Genomic DNA, 21,443 nt, shown 5'->3' on the forward strand with positions numbered 1-21,443 from the left:
TTTGGAGGATGTTTCTTCCAAGCCTTTTTTATGATTGCGCTCCTGTTAAGGATAAAGTCCGGAAAAGACTCTAGTCGTCTAACACTTTCATGCAAGTACTCATATAATTATCATGTATATGCAAACACCCCTTACATTAACTTCACCAAAAGGCGGATATCATCATGATTAAAATCAATCACAAACCGATCGACGCTAGCCAGCTGCTAGCCGGTATAACAAACAAGAACCTATCAACCATTATTCAGCTGATGGCCATATATCCTACCGTTTTTGAGTTTGACACATTGGAAGATTTTCGTTTCGACTTAAAAATACGTATGAAGGCCATTCAGGCTTCCGTATTGTTAGAGGAAAGTGGGGCCGAATTTACGATCCTCGAAGATTCCCTATGCAATCCACAAGTTTGGCAACTCACGAAAGACCGGGCTTTTGAACTCTGGCCGAATATCCCTCCACACATGGCATTGAATGACATATTCATAAACGGCAGACTATACTCTTTCGAATGCGGAACAGCCATATTGGTCGTATTTTATAAAGCGATACTGGATTCAATCGGACCTAAGAATTTCGATCGTATTTTTCCTGATCTGTTTCTTTACAACTGGCACTATCATCATCATCTTTCCATCCTTGTCCATGAGGGGATGGATTATTTACCTGGTGACTGCTTATACTTCAAAAATCCGGACTTTGCTCCGAACACCCCGGAATGGCAAGGGGAAAATGCAATCATGTTAGGCCAGAACCTCTTCTTTGCGCATGGTATCGGAGTCGCCGATCAACAAGAAATCATTACCGAATTGAATAGTAACAGAATTTGGGGATCCATGATCTCCGCCTACCTGACAACACATATTATCCAAATCGACAGTTCCGCTTATCGGCCCTACTCCATAAAAAGTGAACGTGACGATACGGATTCACTCGATAATATGATCGTTGGCGAGATAGGTTCCAACACCTATTTAACCTAAAAAGCGCCTGGAGGGAATCATCCCTCCAAGCGCTTTTTTAGGCACCTATATTTCTTTTTCCTTTAAATCTACCAGCACCCATTTTTCCCCATTTAGTAATGGAAAGTGTATAAACGACCAATGCGGACCAGATGAAGATAAAGGCCAAGAAGTGTGCTTTTGTAAAGCTTTCATGATATACGAACACCCCTAGGAGCAAAGTCAAGGTTGGGGCAATGTACTGCAGGATGCCAAGCATGGACAAAGGCACCTTCTCTGCACCTTTCGCAAAGTACAGTAAGGGTAGTGCCGTTACGATTCCCCCACCCATCAACATCAGGCTCGTTCCGCTGGATGCGAAAAATTGCGAATCTGAATGGAGCATCAAATATATCCAGTAACCCAACGCAAGTGGCGTCACCATCATCGTTTCAAGCGTCAGTCCCACGGCTGATTCGGCCTTGATCATCTTTTTCGCCAAGCCATAGAGTCCAAACGTGATGGCCAGGATGAGCGATACCCATGGAATCGTTCCAAAGTGGATACCAAGGATCAAGACACCAATTCCAGCGAGGATGAATGAAACGACCTGCGATCGGCTTAGTTTTTCTTTCAAGACGATGACTCCCAACAAAACGCTGACAAGCGGATTGATATAATAACCAAGGCTCGTGTCGAGGATTCGTTCTGAGTTAACAGCCCATATGAACACTCCCCAGTTAGCTGAGACCAATAGCGAGGCCGTCAATAATGCGGCAAATAATTTGGGGTTGCCTAGGATTTCTTTAACATAATCGACAAAAGCCCGCCATTTTTTCATGAATGCCAATAAAACCACCATGAAGACGAAGGACCATAATACCCGCTGAGCTAAAATTTCCGCTGCCCCAACGCCCTGAAGAAATTTCCAATATATCGGGACAATGCCCCACATCATATAAGAAACGGCTGCATAAATCGCCCCTTCTTTTTGTTCGCTTACTTTCATAACCTTTCCTTCTTTCCCTTTGCATCATTCCATAGTCACGCTCAAATTTGCTCTAATGGAACGATTTTTTCTGTACCTTCATTTCTTTGATGACTTACCCCTTACCCTTTTCCCCTTCCGATTCGATTGTCTTCCTTAAACGACAAGGACCACCTACTTAGAAAGCAAACATTGTCCTTTCAGGTCGATTTCCCCGGAAATATTGCAGACATCATTTTTCCATAAGAAGCCTGCCTCTCCCTAACTTGCCGATCTTCTTTAGCACGTAAGTTTCCCATAATATGCAGTAAGTGTATCACCTCATTTGATTTAATCCCACATTTTTGCTTCACTAAAAAAACGCCAGCACAATGGCTGACGTTCGAGTTTCCTCCTACTTTTCCAGGAGTCTTTCTTCCATTTTACGTAAGTCGACCCGCTTGATCTTACCGGACGTCGTTTTAGGAAGTTCCTTTAAAAATTCTATTTTTCTAGGGTATTTATAAGGAGCCGTCATGTCTTTCACATGTTGCTGAAGCGTCTTTATTAAATCTGGACGATGAGGGTCTACACTATCAATCAAGACAATGTATGCTTTAACAACACTCCCCCGCACTTCATCCGGACTTGCTACGACTGCACATTCTTTCACGAAGGGATGCTTAATGAGCGCATCTTCGACTTCAAAGGGCCCGATTGTATACCCCGAACTGATGATGATATCATCGGAACGGCCTTCAAACCAGAAATAACCTTCTTCATCTTTCTTAGCCTGATCCCCTGTTACATAATAGTCACCGCGAAATTGTCTCGCCGTGCGTTCCGGATCCTTAAAATACTCTTTGAAGAGGGCAGGCGTATCCACATGCACCGCGATATCCCCTACCACGCCAGGAAGACATGGCTTTCCGGCATCATCGATGATCTCGACATGATTTCCTGGAGTCGGTTTGCCCATTGAGCCCATTTTAATTTCCATGCCTTTTATCACACCGACCAAAAGCGTATTTTCCGTTTGGCCATATCCGTCACGCACTTCGATGTTAAAATGATTCTTAAACACTTCAAACACCTTTTGATTTAACGGTTCCCCGGCCGATACAGCGCTATGGAGAGCAGATAAGTCATAATCATCGAGATTATCCACTTTCGCCATCAGACGGTATTCTGTAGGCGTACAACAAAGGGCATTCACTTTGTAATCCTGCAGCAACTGCAAATACTTCTTCGGTTCAAATCTCCCATGATATGCAAGCCCAGTTGCACCGGTCCCCAGGACTGCCAGGAACGGACTCCAAATCCACTTCTGCCACCCGGGTCCAGCGGTTGCCCAGACGACATCTCCCTCGCTAATTCCCAACCAGTTTGCCGCCGATGTCTTTAAATGGGCATAAGCCCAACCATGTGTATGTACAACTCCCTTAGGATTTCCTGTCGTACCTGAAGTATAGGATAAGAAGGCCATATCCTCACTTTTCGTATCAGCCAAAGCAAGCTGTTCGGACTCATCTTCAGCTAATCCATTCAAATCATGCCACCCGTCCACTTGTTGTCCTATCGAGAATTTCAAGAGATTTTCTGTTTCTTTAATTTCATTGAATTCATGGGTGTATTCATGATAACTGACAATCCCCTTTACATCACCGTGATTGATCCGATATTTTAAATCTTTTGCACGGAGCATCTCGGAGCAAGGAATGACAACCACCCCGATTTTAAGGGCGGCTAAATATACTTGATACGCTTCAACTAAACGAGGGATGATGATCAGAACCGTATCCCCTTTTTCCAGTCCCATTTTTATAAAGACATTACCGAATTTATTTGCGCTTTTTAATAAGTTCTCATATGTAAGTTGTTTTCTGTGCCCGGTTTCGTTTTCCCAAAGTACTGCCACTTTTTCCGGATTTGATGCAAAACGTTCCATTTCACTCACTAAGTTGTAATGTTCCGGAGCCAATAATTCTTCACGCTTCATTCTCTTCTCCTCCATTCATGAACTCTTAGTACCTACTCATTATACAAGATACTTCCCCATTTTAATATCTTAACGATGTTTTTTTCTGAAATAAAATAAAGAGAGCGGGGGAACCCCCGCTCTCTGCAGCCATATTTATTCAATTATCTTATCGTCTGAATCCGCCGCCTAATTGTTGTTCAGCCATTTGAACTAGACGCTTTGTAATTTCTCCACCCACTGATCCGTTAGCGCGAGAAGTTGTATCTGCACCAAGTTGCACACCGAATTCTGAAGCGATTTCGTATTTCATTTGTTCTAGAGCTTGTTCTACTCCAGGTACCAATAAGTCGTTTGAGCTGTTGTTGTTTGCCATGTGTTTTTCACCTCCTTGTGATTATAGAGTGTGTTAAAACACATGGCTTCATTCCTACTTATTTATTGGTAATTGTAGGGTTTTAAAAGAGGTCTTCCAGCGCTTCATTATCGTCGAAAACCTGTCCAGGTTGGACCGTCACAATCTCTGTGTCGGACACCGCTTTTTCAATCAATGTTTCGAAGTCCACGAAGCTTTCATAATAATTGACTTTTTCGCGTTTCGGCTTTGTCTTCGGACTTGCCGGTGTGAAGACCGTACAGCAATCCTCGAATGGAAGGTTCGAAATTTCAAATGTATCCAGCTCTCTAGCCATTTTGATGATTTCCGTTTTATCCATTGTGATTAACGGACGAAGAATGGGCGTATTCGTCACTTCATTGATGGCATACATACTGCTCATCGTCTGACTTGCTACCTGTCCAAGGCTTTCACCCGTGATCAGTGCCATTGCATCTTCTTTCTCACGAATTTTGTCCGCAACACGCATCATTAAGCGGCGTGTTGTCGTCATGGAGTAGTTCTCCGGGATCTGTTTCTGGATCAGTAACTGGATTTCCGTGAATGGTACGATATGGACCTTCATGCTGCCACTAATTTCAGCAAGCTTCCCTGCGAGGTCTATCACCTTTTGGCGGGAACGTTCACTTGTGAAAGGAGGACTGTAAAAGTGGATCGCTTCCACATCCAATCCACGTTTCATTGATAGGAATCCGGCAACAGGACTGTCGATTCCACCTGAGAGCATCAACATTGCTTTACCACTTGAACCAAATGGCAGACCGCCGGCTCCTGGAATGATTTCACCTGTTAAATACACTGCTTCCCGTCGCACTTCCACAAGTAAATTCAGATCTGGGTTTTTTACATCCACTTTTAAATCTTCGGTATTACGAAGCAAATGACCGCCTAGCGCCCGATTTATTTCATCCGTATTGTATGGAAAATCCTTATCGGACCGTTTTGTCGTAATTTTAAATGTAGCGACTTCCCCAAGTGTGTTGTTCAAATAATACAAAGCCGCATTTTTCATCACTTCCAGGTCCCGTTCGATTTTAACCGCGGGGCTCAAGGACTGAATGCCAAAAATCCCTTTCAATCGTTCTATGACCGGCTTGTGATCGACCCCATTTAACAGGACATACATCCGTTCCCGATTCGAAGTCAACTGCACGCCCTCGATATCCTTTAAACTCCAGCGGACATGTGCCTTCATCTTGTCCACGAAACCTTTGCGGTTTCTTTTCTTCGTCGAGATTTCGCCGTAGCGGATAATTATATGATCAAATTTCATTTCGCAACCCTCATTATTTTTTCTAAATTAGCGACTATTTTCTGGATCGCTGCCAGGACTTTCTCTGCTTCTTCCAATTGATTACTATAAGTGGTGCTGATCCGAATCACACTCTCGGAACGGACGGAGTCATGAAACATCGCTTCCACCGTTTTGCTTGACGTCCTTTTTTTAGAAGAACAGGCACTTGTAGTCGAGACAACTATTCCCTCAGCTTCAAGAGCATGAAGCAATACTTCCGACTTAAGACCGGGCACGGAAAAATTCAGGATATGAAGAGCCCCATTTAATGGGCTGTTTACCAAGACTCCATCCATTTTCATAAGGCCCTCGTATAAATAATCCCGGATTTGTTGCATCTTATCATGATACAGCTGTTGATTGTTCATACTAATGCGAAAAGCTTTGGAAAGAGCGACAATGCCGGCCACATTTTCTGTGCCACTTCTTATTTTCGTCTCTTGATTGCCTCCATGGAACAAGGATTGAATCCGGACACCATCGCGGATATAAAGGATGCCCGTTCCCTTCAACCCATGAACTTTATGGCCAGAAATGGAACAGAGGTCTATATTATTTTCCCTTATTGGCAAATCAACCTTACCGGCTCCCTGTACATGGTCAACATGGAAAAGCGCTTTTGGGTAACGTTTCAGCAAGCTACCGATCTCCGCAATGGGCTGAATGGAACCCACTTCGTTATTCACATGCATGATCGATACTAAAATCGTATCTTCCCGTAATGCGAGTTCAAGGTCGGAGAGTGAAATTCGACCTTGCTCATCGACAGGCAAGTAGGTCAATTCAAATCCCTGTTCCTCCAAAGAGTGGCATGCATCACCGACGGATGGATGTTCAATGGCCGTCGTGATGATATGTTTCCCCCGGTTAGCGTACGCCTGTGCCACCCCTTTGATCGCCAGGTTATTCGATTCCGTCCCACCGGACGTGAAATAAATTTCCGAGCTTTTCACCTTTAGCAATTCAGCCATCTGCTTTCTAGCTGCAGACAATAATTTTTCCGCCTGCACTCCAAGCCCATGAAGGGAAGATGGGTTACCGAAATAATCAGTAGACACCTTTATGAATGACTCAATCACTTCTGGATATGGTTTTGTTGTTGCACTATTATCAAAATAAATCATGGTTTCACCTTCCATGTTCTTGTATCTATGATGTAAATCGTCTTTAGTCCGTTTCATATGTTGCACTTGCAACTTCTAATTTTAACATAATTGAAATTGAAAGAGAATGGAAACACCTAGGTAAACAAGTTACCCCCATCTTTTCTTTGCTTCATCCTTTCCCTCCGCTTTTTAGCCATCCTGAGGCTTATATGGAGCATGACATTACATCCTGGATTAAATAAGCCTCTCGGGATTTAAAAACGTTCTGAAGGGCCTTCAACCAAGCCTCGCTATCATCTACTTTGTGATCACACGAAAAAACCCGCAATAGCGGGTTTTCAGGAAAGAACTTCTTCTAGATTCGCTCCGATTTTTCGTAAGCTGCCTGGGTCGACCTTTTCAATCGCGGTGGCAGCCGTTTCCAATGCAGCTTGATACTCATAGCTCCTGAATTTGGCTTCAGCTTGTCTCAAGCTTTCAGCAACCGTCTCATGACTGCTACGGTACCGATTACCGAATTGAATCACTTTTTCTGCGAGATACATATGTTCAATGAGTTCATGTGCCTTATCATAAACCTTGTTGACCTGTTCAACGGCTTTTTCTAGGTAGATATAGACAGCGGACATATCAAGAGGTTTTTCCTCCAGTTTGCTTTGAACGTCACTCACGCTTTCCTTAGCATCCTGAAGCACCAATTTATACTCTTCAGGCAGACCGGGAATATTGCTCTTGGTAATCAATCGGCTGGTTTCGATCATTTTCCGTTTCAAATCGGCCAGTGAGTCCCTTGCATCCATTTCATCTTTTCTTAAATCCTGTAATTTAATACTGAAGTCCTTTTGGCTTTCTTGCAATTCGTTCAGCTGTTTGGCAAGGCTTTGCATTTCTTCACTGATCAGCGAGCTCGCCATTACATTATCTTCAATTTTCAAGACAAGCAATTGATAGCGTTTGGAAATCTGGGCAATTTGCTTTTCCATCTTCCGTTGTGCTTCCAATTCATTTTCAGTGAGATGATACGTTTCTTGAACATGCACGGTTTCTGTTTTTTGCTCATCGATTTCTTCTCCAAGGTCATTTATCATATTCCGGAGCACTTCATCATTCTTCAGGATGTACTGTTTGGAAAGCACTTCTTTCTCCAGTAGGTCGTATAGCACCTCAATGCTTTCCCTGACATCCTTGATTCCCGTTTCAACCGCTTCCGTTTCTGCATTTTCCAATTGTGTCTTATATAGGTCCAGTTCATTCTCCAAACGGGAGATTTCCTGTTCGAATTGGATATGGCTCAATAGATAACCCTGACCGGCCATCTCCTGATATCCGTCTTTCAATTCACTAAGATGCGAATGTAACTCGGATTGGCTATCAACCAATAACTTAGGGAGCATTTCCATTTTCGTACCCAGGACAGTGAGCTTTTCCTTTATGGAAAGGACAAGTTCCCTCGCATTTAAATAGTTCCCATTGACCGTTTCTTCCTCATACTGCTGGAGGATCTGCAATACCTCATCAAGGGAGGATTCAAGCTTATCCGCCGCTTTCCCATAATTATGACGATGGGCAAGCAATGTCTTTTTCAATTGGCGATACGTTTCTTTTATGTCCTCAATTTCCACTCGGTTCTTTTCTTCACTGCCAACAAGTTCATTCAATTCGTACAAGATTTTTTTGATCATTTCTTCAATTTCATCGAGTTTTAACGTAATTTGTCGCTGTGTCTCTTTCGAACGGCTGAAACGGAATTTATCGACAAATTCCTCCGCATCGAACAAGAGCTCTTCAACTTTCGGCATATGATCCGTAATGATGGCATCCCATTCCACGCGCCAGTTTTCGAACATTTCTTCTGTTTCACCTGTCATGTTCAATTGTTTGACTTTGGATAGTTCTTCTAAAACGGGGCGATGCAAGATACTGATCTTCCAGGATTCAAGACGATCGATTTCCTTGAAGTATTTCTTTTTGTAAAAATAGCCCCAAACTATGAAAATTAAAAATAACACGATTATTATTCCAAGTATGTATATGAATACCATGGTAAGCCCCCTGTTCTAATCCTTACAGCCACGCTCTTTTATATATAAATGTAAAAAATGTTCAATTTAATGCTTTTATGATACCATGTTAGCAATAATTTTTGACGAGAAAAATATAATTTTTGTAGAAAATTGCTACAAATACCGTTTATATGGGAGGGAAAGAACATGAAATCTGATAGACATGTGCATACTTCGTTTTGCCCACACGGTTCAGCGGATACATTTGATGATTATATTACAAGGGGAATTGAACTCGGATTAAAGGAAATTACGTTCACGGAACATGCACCTTTACCACCGGGTTTTCAAGATCCGACCCCTGAAAAAGACAGTGGAATGGATCCCACCCTGCTTCTTGATTACTTTCAAGAGCTTCATGTATTAAAAGAGCATTACAAAGACAAAATCCTCATTAAAAGAGGCCTGGAGGTTGACTTTATAGAGGGATTCGAAAAGGAAACAAAAGAATTCCTCAATGAAGTCGGCGAATTCCTAGATGACAGCATTCTTTCCGTCCATTTCATCAAGCAGGAACAGAACTGGCACTGCATCGATTTCAGTGATGCTACATTCCGTTCGATTGCGACCGAATTAGGATCCATCGATGCTGTATATGCCAAATATTACGATACCTTAGAAAAATCAATTCGTGCTGATCTAGGAATCTATAAACCAAAACGAATCGGGCACATTACCCTTGTTCATAAATTCCAGCATCGATATCCGCCTGAAAACAATTTTGACGACCGCGTATACCGAGTTTTGGGTTTGATCAAGGAACAGGGGTATTCACTTGATTATAACGGAGCTGGTTTCGTAAAACCACTTTGTGGTGAGCCTTATCCTCCGGAGCGCTTTGCCAGACGGGCCATGGATCTCGGCATCCCGCTCGTTTATGGTTCCGATGCTCATCAAGCCAAGGATTTAGGACAGGGTTTCGAGTCGCTCATTCCGGAATTCAAGGGCTCATTCAAGTAAACATTTCGGGTCTTCCCGCTAGCAGGGGTTGCAGCTCTTCCGAAATGAATAATGTATCTTCCAGGAACCGACCGACTTCCTCTGCATATAGATTCGTATAATAGGCTTCCTGAGGGAACACATGCAGGACTTCCATCGCATAATGGGTATGAAGGACCGGCGCTGTTAATAGGCCTTTTAACTGCAACATGAACATGGGGATGGAAACCGAATGGAAGTTCCTGCTTTTAATCCCTTGTTCCAGAATATATTGAAAGTAAGATTTTTCTTTTGTAAAATAGGTCGAATGAATTTCACGGTTCAAGTTGGAATCAAGTGACGATTCCCCATAGATGAATCGGGCCGCCAAAAAATTCTTTCTCTGAAACGTGAGGATATCCTTCACTAGATTCATCAGGCACTCTTGTGGACCTTTAATCTCCAGTTGTTCCATATTCCTTTCAAGGACTAGAAGGTATTCTTCTAAATAGGAAATGAAGCAGAACTCCAACAGTCCCTGCTTATTCTTGAAATAGTAGGCAATATTGGCAGCATTCACTTTTGCTTTATTGGCGATATCCCGTATGGATGTTGCATGGTAGCCCTTTAAATGAAATAAATGCAGGGCAGCTTCCACAATAGCTTGTTTCGTTGGCGTCTGGCGATTCATCGGCAATCCCTCGCTTTCTTTGAGACAAGTCTTGTGGATTAATTCTGTATGAAACCGGCCAACTCCTTTAGTAAGTTCTCGACAATTTCTCTACATCCAGTGGCTTGTCAAGAAAGTCCTGTAATATAATGCGGAAGACAGGTGAATCCTTTTGTTTAATGTCGAAATGTATCAAGGAAATAAAGAAGAAAACTATGCGCTCGTACAAAAACAGCTCATAGCCCTTATCGAAGATGAACCGAACATGATTGCCAACTTAAGTAATGCATCCGCCTTGCTCAACCAATTCTTGGGCGAAATCAATTGGGTTGGATTTTATTTACTCGAAAAAGACGAATTGGTCTTAGGTCCTTTCCAAGGCCTTCCAGCGTGCGTCCGCATTCCAATCGGCAAAGGTGTATGTGGGACCTCAGCAGCTGAGCGGAAAACCATGAGGGTTGAGGACGTCCATCAATTCCCGGGACATATTGCCTGCGATGCTGCCACGAGATCGGAAATAGTCGTCCCGCTCATGAAGGATGGCAAGCTAATTGGCGTGCTTGATATCGACAGCCCGATCACAAACCGATTTGATGAAAGCGATCAACAAGGGTTGGAGAAATTAACGGACATCCTTTGCAACTATTTATAGAAACAAGACGAAGGGGAGTGACAATGTCACTCCCCTTCGTCTTTTAAAGTCGCCATTCCTTTACATTCACCCTATTTTTCCCGGAGTTCTTCGCCATATACAACGCTTCATCCGCCCGTTTGAATACTTCCTTAACGTTATCGAACTGCTCTTTTGCCCAGTAAGAGACGCCACAGGAAATGGTCACTTTCGGACTGGATTCCTCCCCAACCTTATCTTTTAAACGTTCCGCAATCTTGACGCCAGTTTCCAAGGGTATGCGTGGGAGGTAAATGGCCATTTCTTCGCCACCCCACCTAGCCCCTATATCTGTATCACGGATGTTATGCTGAATGAGATTGGCAACCTGGATGAGGATATCATCCCCAACTTGGTGCCCATACGTGTCATTCACTTTCTTAAAGTTATCAATGTCAATAAGGATGAATGTTCCTTCTTCATCCACTTCCATCGACTGGGACATCTTATCATCGAGATAACTCCTTGAATATAGCCGAGTCAGATGATCTGTTATGACCATCTTTTCCAATTCTTCACGGAGCATGGAATTCGCCATGGCCAAACTTGAATGATGTATGAGTGATTGCAAAAGTTTGAACATTTCAAAGGAAAAGAAATAGGGTTCTTCGTGTAATACTAAGGCAAACCCCTTAACATCGTTGCTTTCCATCATCGGAACAGCCATCAGGGAGTGATACCTCACATCAACACCCGGGCATTTCACGCTTAAGTCCCCTATAAATAATGATTCCTTGTCTTTATCAATCTTGTCTTTCATGAATGATACATACAGTTCCGATTCCTCTGAATCAAAAAAATCAGAGCTTCCTGTCAATAAATTCACGTTTTCCCCTGGCAGAAGCAAGATAAAACCTGTCTGGTCTGCGTCAAAGGACTTCATGATTTGCTGTTTCATATACTCCATCGTCTCACTTAAGCGTAGATTGGAATTCAAATGGTGAGATGTTTCGTTAATCAACTGCAAATCCGATACGAGACGTTTCGATTGCTGATACAATTGGGCATTTTCCAGGGCACTTCCGGCAGTATTCGCCAATAACGCAATGAACTCGATTTCGCTTTCAGGAAACATGAGCGTGTTAGGCGCAATGACTTGCAAAACCCCATATACCCCCTGTTTACCTTTTAGAGGTGCATATAAGATAGAATGATCGTCAGAGGGGTGATCATCGAATTGTATGGTGCCTGTTACATAAGCTTGCAGGGCCGCCACATTCTCGCTATCATATTCTAGATCCTTAATCGGCAGATTTTCATGACTATCATTATCATGGGAGAGAAGCAGGAAATAATCAAAGGTTGGATACACGGTATGCAAGGTCGAAATGATTTCTCCCAGGACCGCATCCATATTCATCGAAGAATGGAACTTTTCCGTGACCTTGAACAACCGTTTATTCCGTTTCTCCTCGACTGACATCTTGGAAATTGATAAAGCCGATTTCAAGATGGTTGCGAATTCTCCTGCAAAATCAGTCCCTTGCTCCTCTGTCAGACTCCTGAAAGAAATCCCCTGTTCTTTCAGGGCTATCAATCCGTTGACCTTCCCCTGATCCCAAAGAGGAATGATCGTTTGGAAATCTCGGAAATCCTTCGGCATAAATACAAACGATGCTTCGTCATTCTTATTTTCGTTCATTGCCTTCTCAATATGTTCCTGTGCGGGCGCCTTCATAATATAGTCCTCAACACTGCCTGTCGAAGCCTCTTTATAATATTGTAGCTTCCACTCATCAAATTTAAAGAAAGATACCTCTTCCATATAAAGCTGCTCTTTTGTCTCTATTAAAAAACCTTCTAAAAACTTCTGGAAATGGAGGTCCCCTTCCGAACTTTTCATATGCTGAAAGAAAAGTATCCTTAATTCATTCAATAACTGCACTGTTTTAATCTTCATCTCCATCATCCCTATATCACAGCCTATTTTTAAGCAAACTTATAAATACGAAATATTTAAAAAATATTAGTCCAAAAGAACTACATGTAATCAAGATCATACCATATCTCCCTGAAATAATGGAAACGATTGACAATATTCATTTTAGGTTATTACTTTATTATAACGCTTCTACCCTGAAATTTCTCCCTTATTCTAGTATTTTTTATAAGATTTTGAATTTCATTCTCTACCTAAATCATAATTATCATCCGATTCCGCTTGACTCACTTGGCAGAGTATTATACAATATTCCTTGTGTAAAATATTGCAGCCTATGTGACAGCCTTTATGTTCTCATTTTGTTCCTCCATACAGAGGTGTATCTCGTAACTCTCTGCTGCTAGGGCGAAGGTACATGAAAACAAAATGGTCATGATTGTTCATTCACACACGGTTTTTATTTTACCAAAATAAAAACATTCGAAGGAGGAGTCATCCTATGGCTCGTTATACTGGCCCAAGCTGGAAACTATCCCGTCGTTTAGGGATTTCCCTAACAGGTACTGGTAAAGAATTAGAAAAACGTCCTTACGCACCAGGACAACACGGTCCTAACCAACGTAGAAAAATTTCTGAATACGGAATGCAACTACAAGAGAAACAAAAACTTCGTCACATGTACGGAATCACTGAACGTCAATTCCGTTCAATGTTCGACCGCGCTGGCAAAATCAAAGGTGTTCATGGTGAAAACTTCATGGTTCTTCTTGAATCACGTCTTGATAACCTTGTTTACCGTCTTGGTTTAGCTCGTACACGTCGTCAAGCACGTCAACTTGTTAACCACGGTCACATCACTGTAGATGGAAAACGCGTAGACATTCCTTCTTACAAAGTGTCTCTTGGACAAGTAATCAGCGTTCGTGAAAAATCACGTAACTTCTCAATCATCAAAGAATCAGTTGAAGCGACTAACTTCGTTCCTGACTTCCTTACTTTCGATGCTGAGAAATTAGAAGGTACATTCACTCGTTTACCAGAACGTTCTGAATTGCCAGCTGAAATTAACGAAGCTCTTATCGTTGAGTTCTACTCTCGTTAATACCTTCGGAACCTCATCCTTGGATGGGGTTTTTTTATGCTTGGAATTCAATACAAATAAAAGCCGGCTGGGATTCAGCCGGCTTTCTCTATCTTATTTCACTAATGTGTATTTCTTTTTCCCACGACGTATTAGGATGAATTCCCCTTCAATCTTAGCCTCTTCGTTTACTATATATTGTAAATCAGTGACTTTTTCTCCGTTGATGGAGATGGCCCCATTCTGGATATCTTCACGTGCTTGACGTTTAGATGGAGAAATCTTCGCTTCTACAATTAAGTCCACTAACGAAATATCTTCGTCACTTTCACGTTCAAAACTTGGAAAATCTTTAAACCCGACTTTAATTTCGGCCGCACTTAGATTCTTCACGTCACCACTGAATAAAGCAGCAGAGATTTTGATCGCTTGATCTAGAGCTTCTTGACCATGGATCATCCGTGTCATTTCTTCTCCTAAAGCTTTTTGTGCTTTACGTAAGTGCGGTTCGGTTTCCATGGATTTCTCTAAGTCCTCAATGACCTCACGTGACAAGAATGTGAAGAACTTCAAGTATTTCACGACATCAGCGTCCGCTGTGTTAATCCAGAATTGGTAAAATTCATAAGGCGTCGTTTTTTCTGGATCCAACCAGATTGCTCCGCCTTCCGTTTTCCCAAACTTCGTGCCATCCGCCTTAGTTACAAGTGGAATTGTCATGCCGTATGCTTTTGTCTCTTCATCATGCGACTTGCGGATCATTTCAAGTCCTGTGGTGATATTCCCCCACTGATCGCTTCCACCAATTTGCAGCTTACAGTTATGATTGTCGTACAAGTGGTTGAAATCAATGCCTTGTAAAATCGTGTACGCAAATTCAGTAAAGGAAATTCCTGTTTCCAAACGAGAAGCAACCGTATCTTTGGCAAGCATGTAATTCACACCAATATATTTTCCATAATCACGCAGGAACGTCACCATATCAATTTTGCCGATCCAGTCATAGTTATTAACCATCACTGCACCATTTTCACCTTCAAATTCGAAGATTTTGGAAAGCTGTCCCTTAATGCAGTCTGCATTATAAAGAACCTTTTCCAACGTTTGCAGCTGTCTTTCTTCTTTCTTACCACTTGGATCTCCGATGAGACCAGTCGCTCCGCCCACAAGCACAACAGGACGGTGTCCATGCTTTTGGAACCGGCGCAATGTTAAGAATGGAAGCAAATGCCCAATATGCATGCTATCTGCAGTTGGATCCACCCCGCAATATAGGGAAATCTTCTCTTTATCCAAAATATCCTTGAGTCCTTCTTCATCCGTTTGTTGGTACATGATTCCCCGCCACTCGAGATCCTTAAGTAATTCCATTCCATTTTTCCTCCTTCATATATATCCTGAAAATTTCCGCAAAAACCATACAAAAACGCCCCTTCATATAAATGAAGGGACGAATAAATTCGCGGTACCACCCAACTTGAGGACAAAATATGCCCTCCGCTCGAGACGAATAACGGTCGTCGCCCGTTTGTCGCTACTAATTTAGGTTCACAACAAATGCTCAAGGAAGTAATTCATCTCACTATTTGTACCGGTTTTCACCAACCACCGGCTCTCTAAAACAGGGATAGCTTAACTACTGGGTCCTATCATCGCTAATTCAATAAAGATAATACTAAATTTTTATCATACCTGCCGTACATTGTCAACAGCACCCTAGCTGAAGCCAGAAAAATGTAGAAGTTTCCTTTTTACCTAGGTGTTATATGCTATAATATATGTGATTTCAGGGGGTTGATACGATGAATAATAATCAAAAAGATAGAATTCAATCGGCATGGAAACAGGTGAACCGATTTTTCAAAAGTGAAAAAACAATAAGGAATGCCAGAGTTTCCTACCAAGTGATTTGGAATTTGACATTGATCGTAATTATTGTTGGAATTCTAGGCTTTTCATTCGCCGGTGGTGTTGGAGCCGGCTATTTCGCTGCCCTCGTCAAGGATGAGCCAGTGCGCTCAAAAGAAGATTTAAAAAAGGATATTTATAATTATGAAGAGACCTCTGAGATATATTTTGCAGATAAAATGTATCTAGGCAAGCTCACAAGCGATCTTGAGCGTGAAGAAGTGTCCATCGATAAAGTTTCCGATCACCTGAAGAATGCCGTCATCGCTACGGAAGACGAGTACTTTTATGAACACGATGGCGTTGTACCAAAAGCGATTCTCCGGGCGGTTTATCAAGAATTTTCGAACGCGGCCGTCCAATCCGGGGGAAGTACGTTAACACAGCAACTCATCAAGAACCAAGTGTTGACAAACGAAGTCTCCTTCGAACGAAAAGCAAAAGAAATTTTACTAGCACTCCGGGTGGAAAAGTTCTTTGAAAAAGAAGAGATATTAGAGACTTACCTAAATGTCTCCACTTTGGGAAGAAATTCCTCAGGCAGAAACATTGCTGGTGTCCAAGCAGCTGCGGAAGGGATTTTTGGTAAAGACGCCAAAGACTTGAATCTCGCACAATCTGCCTTCATTGCCGGGTTGCCACAAAGTCCTTTTGGCTATACTCCCTATACGCAACAGGGAGAGATCAAGGATGATCTCGAACCAGGCATCAACCGGATGAAAACCGTATTGAAAAGGATGCACAGCAACGGATACATAACAAAGAAACAATACGAAAAAGCCAAAACATACGATATCACAAAAGACTTTATTGGCAAGAAAACATTACCTACCGAGAAATATCCATGGCTTACCTATGAAATTGAAAAACGATCTATCGATATCCTATCAGTCTACCTTGCAAAAGAAGATGGATATGAAGAAAAAGATTTAAAAAATGATGATTTGCACGAGCAATACCTAGCGCTAGCAGATCGAAACTTGCGTCAAAACGGCTATAAAATCTATTCGACCATCAATAAGAAAATCTATAATAAAATGCAGAAAGTGACGAAAAACTACCCGAACTTCGGATATGATAAAAACCAAACCATCATCGATCCCGATACGAAAGAATCGAAAATCGTTCAGGAACCGGTTGAGACTGGTGCCGTCCTCATCGAAAACAAGACAGGTAAAATCATCAGTTTTGTCGGCGGACGGGACTTTAAACGGGAACAGACCAACCATGCAACCGCAGCACTCCGCCCAAATGGATCGACGATGAAGCCGCTTCTCGTATTTGGCCCAGGCATCGATCTCGGGAAGATCTCACCAGGAAGCGTGACGTCCAATGTCCCTGTCTCCATACCGGATGGAAGCGGAAGGTTATGGAAGCCTAGGAACTACGGCGGTGGAAGCCTTACTGGTATAGCGACAGCCCGGGAGACTCTAAAGAACTCGTATAATATCCCGACCGCGCTATTTTATATGAAAATTCTTAACCAGAATCCTGTTTCCTATTTAGAAAAAATGGGCTTCACAAGCCTATCCAAATCCGATTACAGTAATCCATCCCTGTCTTTGGGCGCAATGACAAATGGCGTAACCGTAGAAGAAAATGTCAATGCCTATACCACTTTTGCCAACTCGGGTGAATTCATCGATGCCTACATGATCGATAAAATCGAATCCAAAGACGGCGAAGTCATCTACCAACATAAAGTGAAGCCAGTTGAAGTTTTCTCACCACAGGCTGCCTACTTGACACTTGATATGATGCGGGATGTCGTAAACAGCGGTACGGCCGCTTCCGTCAAAAACCGCCTTGCCTTCTCCAGTGACTGGGCTGGCAAGACCGGGACCGGACAGGATTATAAGGATGCATGGTTCGTAGCCACTAACCCGAATGTGACGTTCGGCACTTGGATTGGTTATGATACACCTAAATCTTTGCAAGGAACATACAATGGCCTCCAGTACAATAACCGTAATATCTATTATTGGGCCGACTTAATGAATGCTGCCTATGAAGTGGATTCGAAGCTGGTGGATCCTGACAAACGCTTTGAAATGCCTGGGGGAATCGTCAGTCGTTCCTTCTGTGCAGCCACAGGACTTCTGCCATCAGACTCCTGTCAAAAAGCAGGGCTTGTTAAGACAGACTTATTCATTTCAAACCAAGTCCCAGCTAAAGGCGACGCTAGTTTGATAGATGGTCAATATGTTTCAGTCGGAAGCAGACGTTATCCTGCCCTTTCAGAAACACCAAGTGAATTCACAAGTGGAGGGTTTATGTTGGATCCCAAGTCCATTGATGAAATCGGATTAAAATACGTGGATGATCCCGGCGCCTTGATACCAGGTGGCGAGAAATGGGGAGATATCGCGGGTACAAGTGCGACGCTCAACGATAATGGAAAAGTGCCCGATCCCCTTTCCGTCACGGTGACTGATACGACCATTACCTGGGGTCTCCATCCTGAAGGAGATGTGGTTGGCTATCGCGTTTACCGTAATGGACAGAAAGTCGCCAGCATCAGTGCCGGTTCAGATTTGGTCTATACGGCAGGTGCTGATGGAGGTTCTTATTACGTAACCGCCGTAGACATTGTCGGGAAAGAATCCGCTCCATCACAAAGCGTTCAGACTGTCGCTAAAAAGTCGAGCACCTTCGTGAATAAGAAGGATACGGAAACTGATTCCAGCGATCAAGAAAAAGACGAAAAAAAAGAAGATACAAAAGATAAAGATCACGACATTACTGATAAAGACGAAAAGGATATAGCGGAAGAAGAGGAATGAAACACCCCTGCTTCCCACCTGAAAAAGAGGCAACCGGGAAGTTTCCGGTTGCCTCTTTTTTTGTAGATTGATTGATAATGTAGCACTTTTAGTCTTCCATGGATGATAAATCACCAGTCGGCAAATCCAGTTCCCAAGCTTTCAGGACACGACGCATGATTTTACCGCTTCTGGTCTTAGGAAGCTTATCACGGAACTCGATTTCACGAGGTGCTGCATGGGCCGCCAACCCATGCTTCACAAATTGCCGGATTTCATCTATTAATCCATCATTCGCAACATAGCCATCACGGAGAGCAATGAATGCTTTAATAATCTCGCCACGGACTGGATCCGGCTTTCCAATGACACCTGCTTCCGCAACGGCCGGATGCTCAAGCAGCTTACTTTCCACCTCAAACGGACCGACCCTTTCACCAGCTGTCATGATGACGTCATCGACACGACCTTGAAACCAGAAGAATCCCTCTTCATCCATGAAGGCAGAGTCCCCTGATACATACCAGTCACCTGGCATGAAGTACGATTCAAACTTCGACTCATTATTCCAGACCGTCTTCATCATGGATGGCCACCCTTTTTTAATAGCAAGGTTCCCCATTCGATGTGGAGGCAGTACGTTTCCTTGATCATCCACAATAGCCGCCTCCACGCCTGGAATCGGTTTACCCATCGAACCGGGTTTGATTTCCAGGCAGGGGTAATTACAGATAAGCTGGGCGCCAGTCTCCGTCATCCACCACGTATCATGTATGCGTCGATTAAATACTTTCATTCCCCAACGCACCACTTCAGGATTCAACGGCTCCCCTACACTAAGGACATGACGAAGTGAACCCAAATCGAAACGTTTGACGATCTCATCCCCTGCCCCCATCAACATCCTGAAGGCAGTCGGTGCGCTATACCAGACCGAAACCCCGAATTCCTCAAGCGTCTTGTACCATGACTCAGGCTTGAAACGACCACCTACGACCACATTTGAAGTACCGGTTAGCCATGGTCCGAAAATACCATAGGACGTCCCTGTCACCCATCCGGGATCCGCTGTGCACCAATACACGTCATCCTCCTGTAAATCGAGGACCCATTTAGCCGTTTGATAATGCTGGATCATCGCATTATGTACATGAAGCACCCCTTTTGGCTTACCCGTTGACCCGGATGTGTAGTGAAGAATCAATCCATCTTCACGATCCACCCATTCAGTGTCAAAGTGCTTGTCGGCTTCTTTTACTTTTTTATTGAAGTTATGGTATTTCCCTTCCTCCTGGATGTTCTCCCCCACTAAGAAAATATGTTTTAAATGGGGCAGGTCGTCTACCGGTACACGAGGCAATAATTCAGGTGTCGTCACCAATACGCTCGCTTCACTGTCTTCAAGGCGATCCCGCACCGCCCCCTCCATGAAGGCTTCGAATAGTGGCCCGACGACAGCTCCCGTTTTGATTGCACCGAGCAACGCAAAATAAAGTTCCGGGGACCGTGGCATGAAAATGAAAACGCGGTCTCCCTTCTTCACTTCAGCAAGGTTCTGAAATACATTGGCCGCTTGGTTTGTGTATTCTTTCATTTCCTTAAAGGTATACTTCTCGTTTCTTTTTTCATCTTTAAAATAAAGGGCGATTTTATTCTTTCTGTATGTCTCAGCATGTCGGTCAATGGCTTCATAAGCAAGGTTCACTTTTCCGGTTTCGGACCAGGAGAATTCCTTCTCCGTTTCAGACCAGTCAAAATGCTTGTACTTCTCATCGTAATTCAATAAATTATAATTGCCCTGCACTGCTGGTAGCGCTTTCATATTCATACAAATAATCCCCCTTCTTTTTGCTTTATAGCTCTTATTATAGTATAAAAAACTATTTTTCTCAATTTTTAAAATATTTACCTTTTTATAAATTCAAGGAAAATATTTCTTGATATTTTTGAACATTCAGGGTAAATCTTGGTATAGTTAGTTAGGAATGGTTTTATCCTTTCATTCTTCAGGCTCAACTGTAACAAAAGGTTCAAAAATGAGAGAGCTTTCATCATCTTGTCACTTGTTTTTTATGTATAATTTATGTAAGGTTTCCATCTATTTGGATGAATCAGTATACAAGATTGGTATTTTACTAGGGTGGTGAAGAAATGGAATATAGCAAGACCTATTACAAAAAAGAACTCCAGGCATCAAGCGGAACACTTCTGATTGAAGGGCCGCTAACCGGAGAAATGATGGCCGGATACGATTTTCATGAAGACTTGGTCGCCTTTCGCCCTCCTGCACAACAGCATAAGGCATTGATTGAAATCGCCGATTTACCTGAGGGCCGAATCTTTATAGCCCGCGAGGAACGGACCATCGTTGGTTATGTGACTTATCTATATCCCGACCCATTGGAGCGCTGGTCAGAAATCAAGATGGATGACCTGATCGAGCTTGGTGCAATTGAAGTCATTCCCAAATACCGTGGTGCCGCTGTAGGAAAGAATTTAGTTCAGCTGTCTACGGAGGATGATTCGGTAGAGGACTTCATTATCATCACGACTGAATATTATTGGCATTGGGACTTGAGGGGGACGGGATTGAACGTTTGGGACTATCGAAAGGTCATGGAAAAAATGATGAGTGCTGGCGGGCTGGTTTATTATGCAACGGATGACCCGGAAATCAGTTCACATCCAGCAAACTGCCTGATGGCGCGTATAGGAAAGAGAGTGCCCCCGGAGTCCATCGAAAAGTTTGACCAATTACGTTTCATGAATCGTTTCATGTATTAAAGAGGCGAGTAAAGAGGAGGAACTA

16 protein-coding genes and 1 other annotated feature are annotated in these 21,443 nt (G+C 42.9%); of the genes, 6 read left to right on the plus strand and 10 right to left on the minus strand.

Features of this window, described 5'->3' with window-relative positions; translation table 11 throughout:
• Window positions 1-164: 164 nt before the first annotated feature.
• Window positions 165-980, plus strand: a complete 816-nt coding sequence (locus ACIQXH_RS03840) for a protein-glutamine gamma-glutamyltransferase (protein WP_403122168.1) — start codon at window positions 165-167, stop codon at window positions 978-980.
• 37 nt (window positions 981-1,017) lie between these two features.
• On the opposite strand, the gene rarD is transcribed toward ACIQXH_RS03840, so the two are convergent.
• The 6 genes from rarD to ezrA all read right to left on the minus strand — a co-directional run bounded on the left by rarD (window position 1,018) and on the right by ezrA (window position 8,722).
• Window positions 1,018-1,947, minus strand: coding sequence for an EamA family transporter RarD (rarD, locus tag ACIQXH_RS03845; protein ID WP_402874951.1), 930 nt, complete (start codon window positions 1,945-1,947; stop codon window positions 1,018-1,020).
• Between the two features lie 373 nt (window positions 1,948-2,320).
• Complete coding sequence (mbcS, locus tag ACIQXH_RS03850; protein WP_402874948.1) at window positions 2,321-3,904, minus strand: acyl-CoA synthetase MbcS; 1,584 nt, start codon at window positions 3,902-3,904, stop codon at window positions 2,321-2,323.
• 148 nt (window positions 3,905-4,052) lie between these two features.
• Window positions 4,053-4,259, minus strand: coding sequence for an alpha/beta-type small acid-soluble spore protein (locus tag ACIQXH_RS03855; protein ID WP_402874945.1), 207 nt, complete (start codon window positions 4,257-4,259; stop codon window positions 4,053-4,055).
• 82 nt (window positions 4,260-4,341) lie between these two features.
• Window positions 4,342-5,553: a tRNA uracil 4-sulfurtransferase ThiI gene (gene thiI, locus ACIQXH_RS03860; protein WP_402874942.1), complete on the minus strand. Its 1,212-nt coding sequence runs from the start codon at window positions 5,551-5,553 to the stop codon at window positions 4,342-4,344.
• Entirely contained in the window at window positions 5,550-6,698 is a 1,149-nt protein-coding gene (locus tag ACIQXH_RS03865; RefSeq protein WP_402957742.1) for a cysteine desulfurase family protein, read from the minus strand. The genes thiI and ACIQXH_RS03865 overlap by 4 nt, the downstream gene beginning before the upstream one ends.
• 320 nt (window positions 6,699-7,018) lie before the next feature.
• Window positions 7,019-8,722, minus strand: coding sequence for a septation ring formation regulator EzrA (gene ezrA / locus ACIQXH_RS03870; protein ID WP_402986617.1), 1,704 nt, complete (start codon window positions 8,720-8,722; stop codon window positions 7,019-7,021).
• A gap of 168 nt (window positions 8,723-8,890) precedes the next feature.
• Between ezrA and hisJ the strand changes: the two genes are divergently transcribed.
• On the plus strand, window positions 8,891-9,703 hold the full coding sequence (gene hisJ / locus ACIQXH_RS03875) for a histidinol-phosphatase HisJ (RefSeq protein ID WP_402874934.1): 813 nt from the start codon (window positions 8,891-8,893) through the stop codon (window positions 9,701-9,703).
• On the opposite strand, the gene refZ is transcribed toward hisJ, so the two are convergent.
• The gene (gene refZ, locus ACIQXH_RS03880) at window positions 9,696-10,352 is read right to left on the minus strand and encodes a forespore capture DNA-binding protein RefZ (RefSeq protein ID WP_402874931.1); all 657 of its coding nucleotides are present in this window, start codon (window positions 10,350-10,352) and stop codon (window positions 9,696-9,698) included. The two genes, hisJ and refZ, sit on opposite strands and share 8 nt — an antisense overlap.
• A gap of 151 nt (window positions 10,353-10,503) precedes the next feature.
• Between refZ and ACIQXH_RS03885 the strand changes: the two genes are divergently transcribed.
• Window positions 10,504-10,983, plus strand: a complete 480-nt coding sequence (locus ACIQXH_RS03885; RefSeq protein WP_402957748.1) for a GAF domain-containing protein — start codon at window positions 10,504-10,506, stop codon at window positions 10,981-10,983.
• Window positions 10,984-11,026: 43 nt separating this feature from the next.
• Here ACIQXH_RS03885 and ACIQXH_RS03890 read toward each other — a convergent pair whose 3' ends face one another.
• On the minus strand, window positions 11,027-12,901 hold the full coding sequence (locus ACIQXH_RS03890; RefSeq protein WP_402957750.1) for a sensor domain-containing diguanylate cyclase: 1,875 nt from the start codon (window positions 12,899-12,901) through the stop codon (window positions 11,027-11,029).
• A 481-nt stretch (window positions 12,902-13,382) separates the two neighbouring features.
• Here ACIQXH_RS03890 and rpsD point away from each other — a divergent pair, with 481 nt between their 5' ends.
• Window positions 13,383-13,985 (plus strand): 30S ribosomal protein S4, encoded by a 603-nt coding sequence (gene rpsD / locus ACIQXH_RS03895; protein ID WP_402874922.1) that lies wholly within the window; start codon window positions 13,383-13,385, stop codon window positions 13,983-13,985.
• A 93-nt stretch (window positions 13,986-14,078) separates the two neighbouring features.
• Here the strand turns inward: rpsD and tyrS are convergent, their stop codons facing one another.
• Window positions 14,079-15,335, minus strand: coding sequence for a tyrosine--tRNA ligase (gene tyrS / locus ACIQXH_RS03900; protein WP_403122170.1), 1,257 nt, complete (start codon window positions 15,333-15,335; stop codon window positions 14,079-14,081).
• A 72-nt stretch (window positions 15,336-15,407) separates the two neighbouring features.
• Window positions 15,408-15,626: a binding site (T-box leader), on the minus strand.
• A gap of 140 nt (window positions 15,627-15,766) precedes the next feature.
• On the opposite strand from tyrS, the gene ACIQXH_RS03905 reads away from it, so the two are divergent.
• Window positions 15,767-18,655, plus strand: coding sequence for a transglycosylase domain-containing protein (locus tag ACIQXH_RS03905; RefSeq protein WP_403122172.1), 2,889 nt, complete (start codon window positions 15,767-15,769; stop codon window positions 18,653-18,655).
• Window positions 18,656-18,743: 88 nt separating this feature from the next.
• On the opposite strand, the gene acsA is transcribed toward ACIQXH_RS03905, so the two are convergent.
• Window positions 18,744-20,462 (minus strand): acetate--CoA ligase, encoded by a 1,719-nt coding sequence (acsA, locus tag ACIQXH_RS03910; protein WP_403122174.1) that lies wholly within the window; start codon window positions 20,460-20,462, stop codon window positions 18,744-18,746.
• Between the two features lie 323 nt (window positions 20,463-20,785).
• Between acsA and ACIQXH_RS03915 the strand changes: the two genes are divergently transcribed.
• Window positions 20,786-21,418, plus strand: a complete 633-nt coding sequence (locus ACIQXH_RS03915) for a GNAT family N-acetyltransferase (protein ID WP_403122176.1) — start codon at window positions 20,786-20,788, stop codon at window positions 21,416-21,418.
• The last annotated feature ends 25 nt before the right edge of the window (window positions 21,419-21,443 follow it).

The sequence above is a fragment of the Peribacillus sp. NPDC097225 genome (assembly GCF_044761955.1).
Taxonomy (GTDB): Bacteria; Bacillota; Bacilli; order Bacillales; family DSM-1321; genus Peribacillus.

Excerpts from the sequence above, each read along its gene's own strand:
- ACIQXH_RS03840 (WP_403122168.1), top strand. The coding sequence starts at position 165 with ATGATTAAAATCAATCACAAACCGATCGACGCTAGCCAGCTGCTAGCC.
- rarD (WP_402874951.1), bottom strand. The coding sequence starts at position 1,947 with ATGAAAGTAAGCGAACAAAAAGAAGGGGCGATTTATGCAGCCGTTTCT.
- ACIQXH_RS03915 (WP_403122176.1), top strand. The coding sequence starts at position 20,786 with ATGGAATATAGCAAGACCTATTACAAAAAAGAACTCCAGGCATCAAGC.
- ACIQXH_RS03905 (WP_403122172.1), top strand. The coding sequence starts at position 15,767 with ATGAATAATAATCAAAAAGATAGAATTCAATCGGCATGGAAACAGGTG.
- ACIQXH_RS03865 (WP_402957742.1), bottom strand. The coding sequence starts at position 6,698 with ATGATTTATTTTGATAATAGTGCAACAACAAAACCATATCCAGAAGTG.
- ACIQXH_RS03890 (WP_402957750.1), bottom strand. The coding sequence starts at position 12,901 with ATGAAGATTAAAACAGTGCAGTTATTGAATGAATTAAGGATACTTTTC.
- rpsD (WP_402874922.1), top strand. The coding sequence starts at position 13,383 with ATGGCTCGTTATACTGGCCCAAGCTGGAAACTATCCCGTCGTTTAGGG.
- mbcS (WP_402874948.1), bottom strand. The coding sequence starts at position 3,904 with ATGAAGCGTGAAGAATTATTGGCTCCGGAACATTACAACTTAGTGAGT.
- ACIQXH_RS03855 (WP_402874945.1), bottom strand. The coding sequence starts at position 4,259 with ATGGCAAACAACAACAGCTCAAACGACTTATTGGTACCTGGAGTAGAA.
- ezrA (WP_402986617.1), bottom strand. The coding sequence starts at position 8,722 with ATGGTATTCATATACATACTTGGAATAATAATCGTGTTATTTTTAATT.
- hisJ (WP_402874934.1), top strand. The coding sequence starts at position 8,891 with ATGAAATCTGATAGACATGTGCATACTTCGTTTTGCCCACACGGTTCA.
- refZ (WP_402874931.1), bottom strand. The coding sequence starts at position 10,352 with ATGAATCGCCAGACGCCAACGAAACAAGCTATTGTGGAAGCTGCCCTG.
- acsA (WP_403122174.1), bottom strand. The coding sequence starts at position 20,462 with ATGAATATGAAAGCGCTACCAGCAGTGCAGGGCAATTATAATTTATTG.
- tyrS (WP_403122170.1), bottom strand. The coding sequence starts at position 15,335 with ATGGAATTACTTAAGGATCTCGAGTGGCGGGGAATCATGTACCAACAA.
- thiI (WP_402874942.1), bottom strand. The coding sequence starts at position 5,553 with ATGAAATTTGATCATATAATTATCCGCTACGGCGAAATCTCGACGAAG.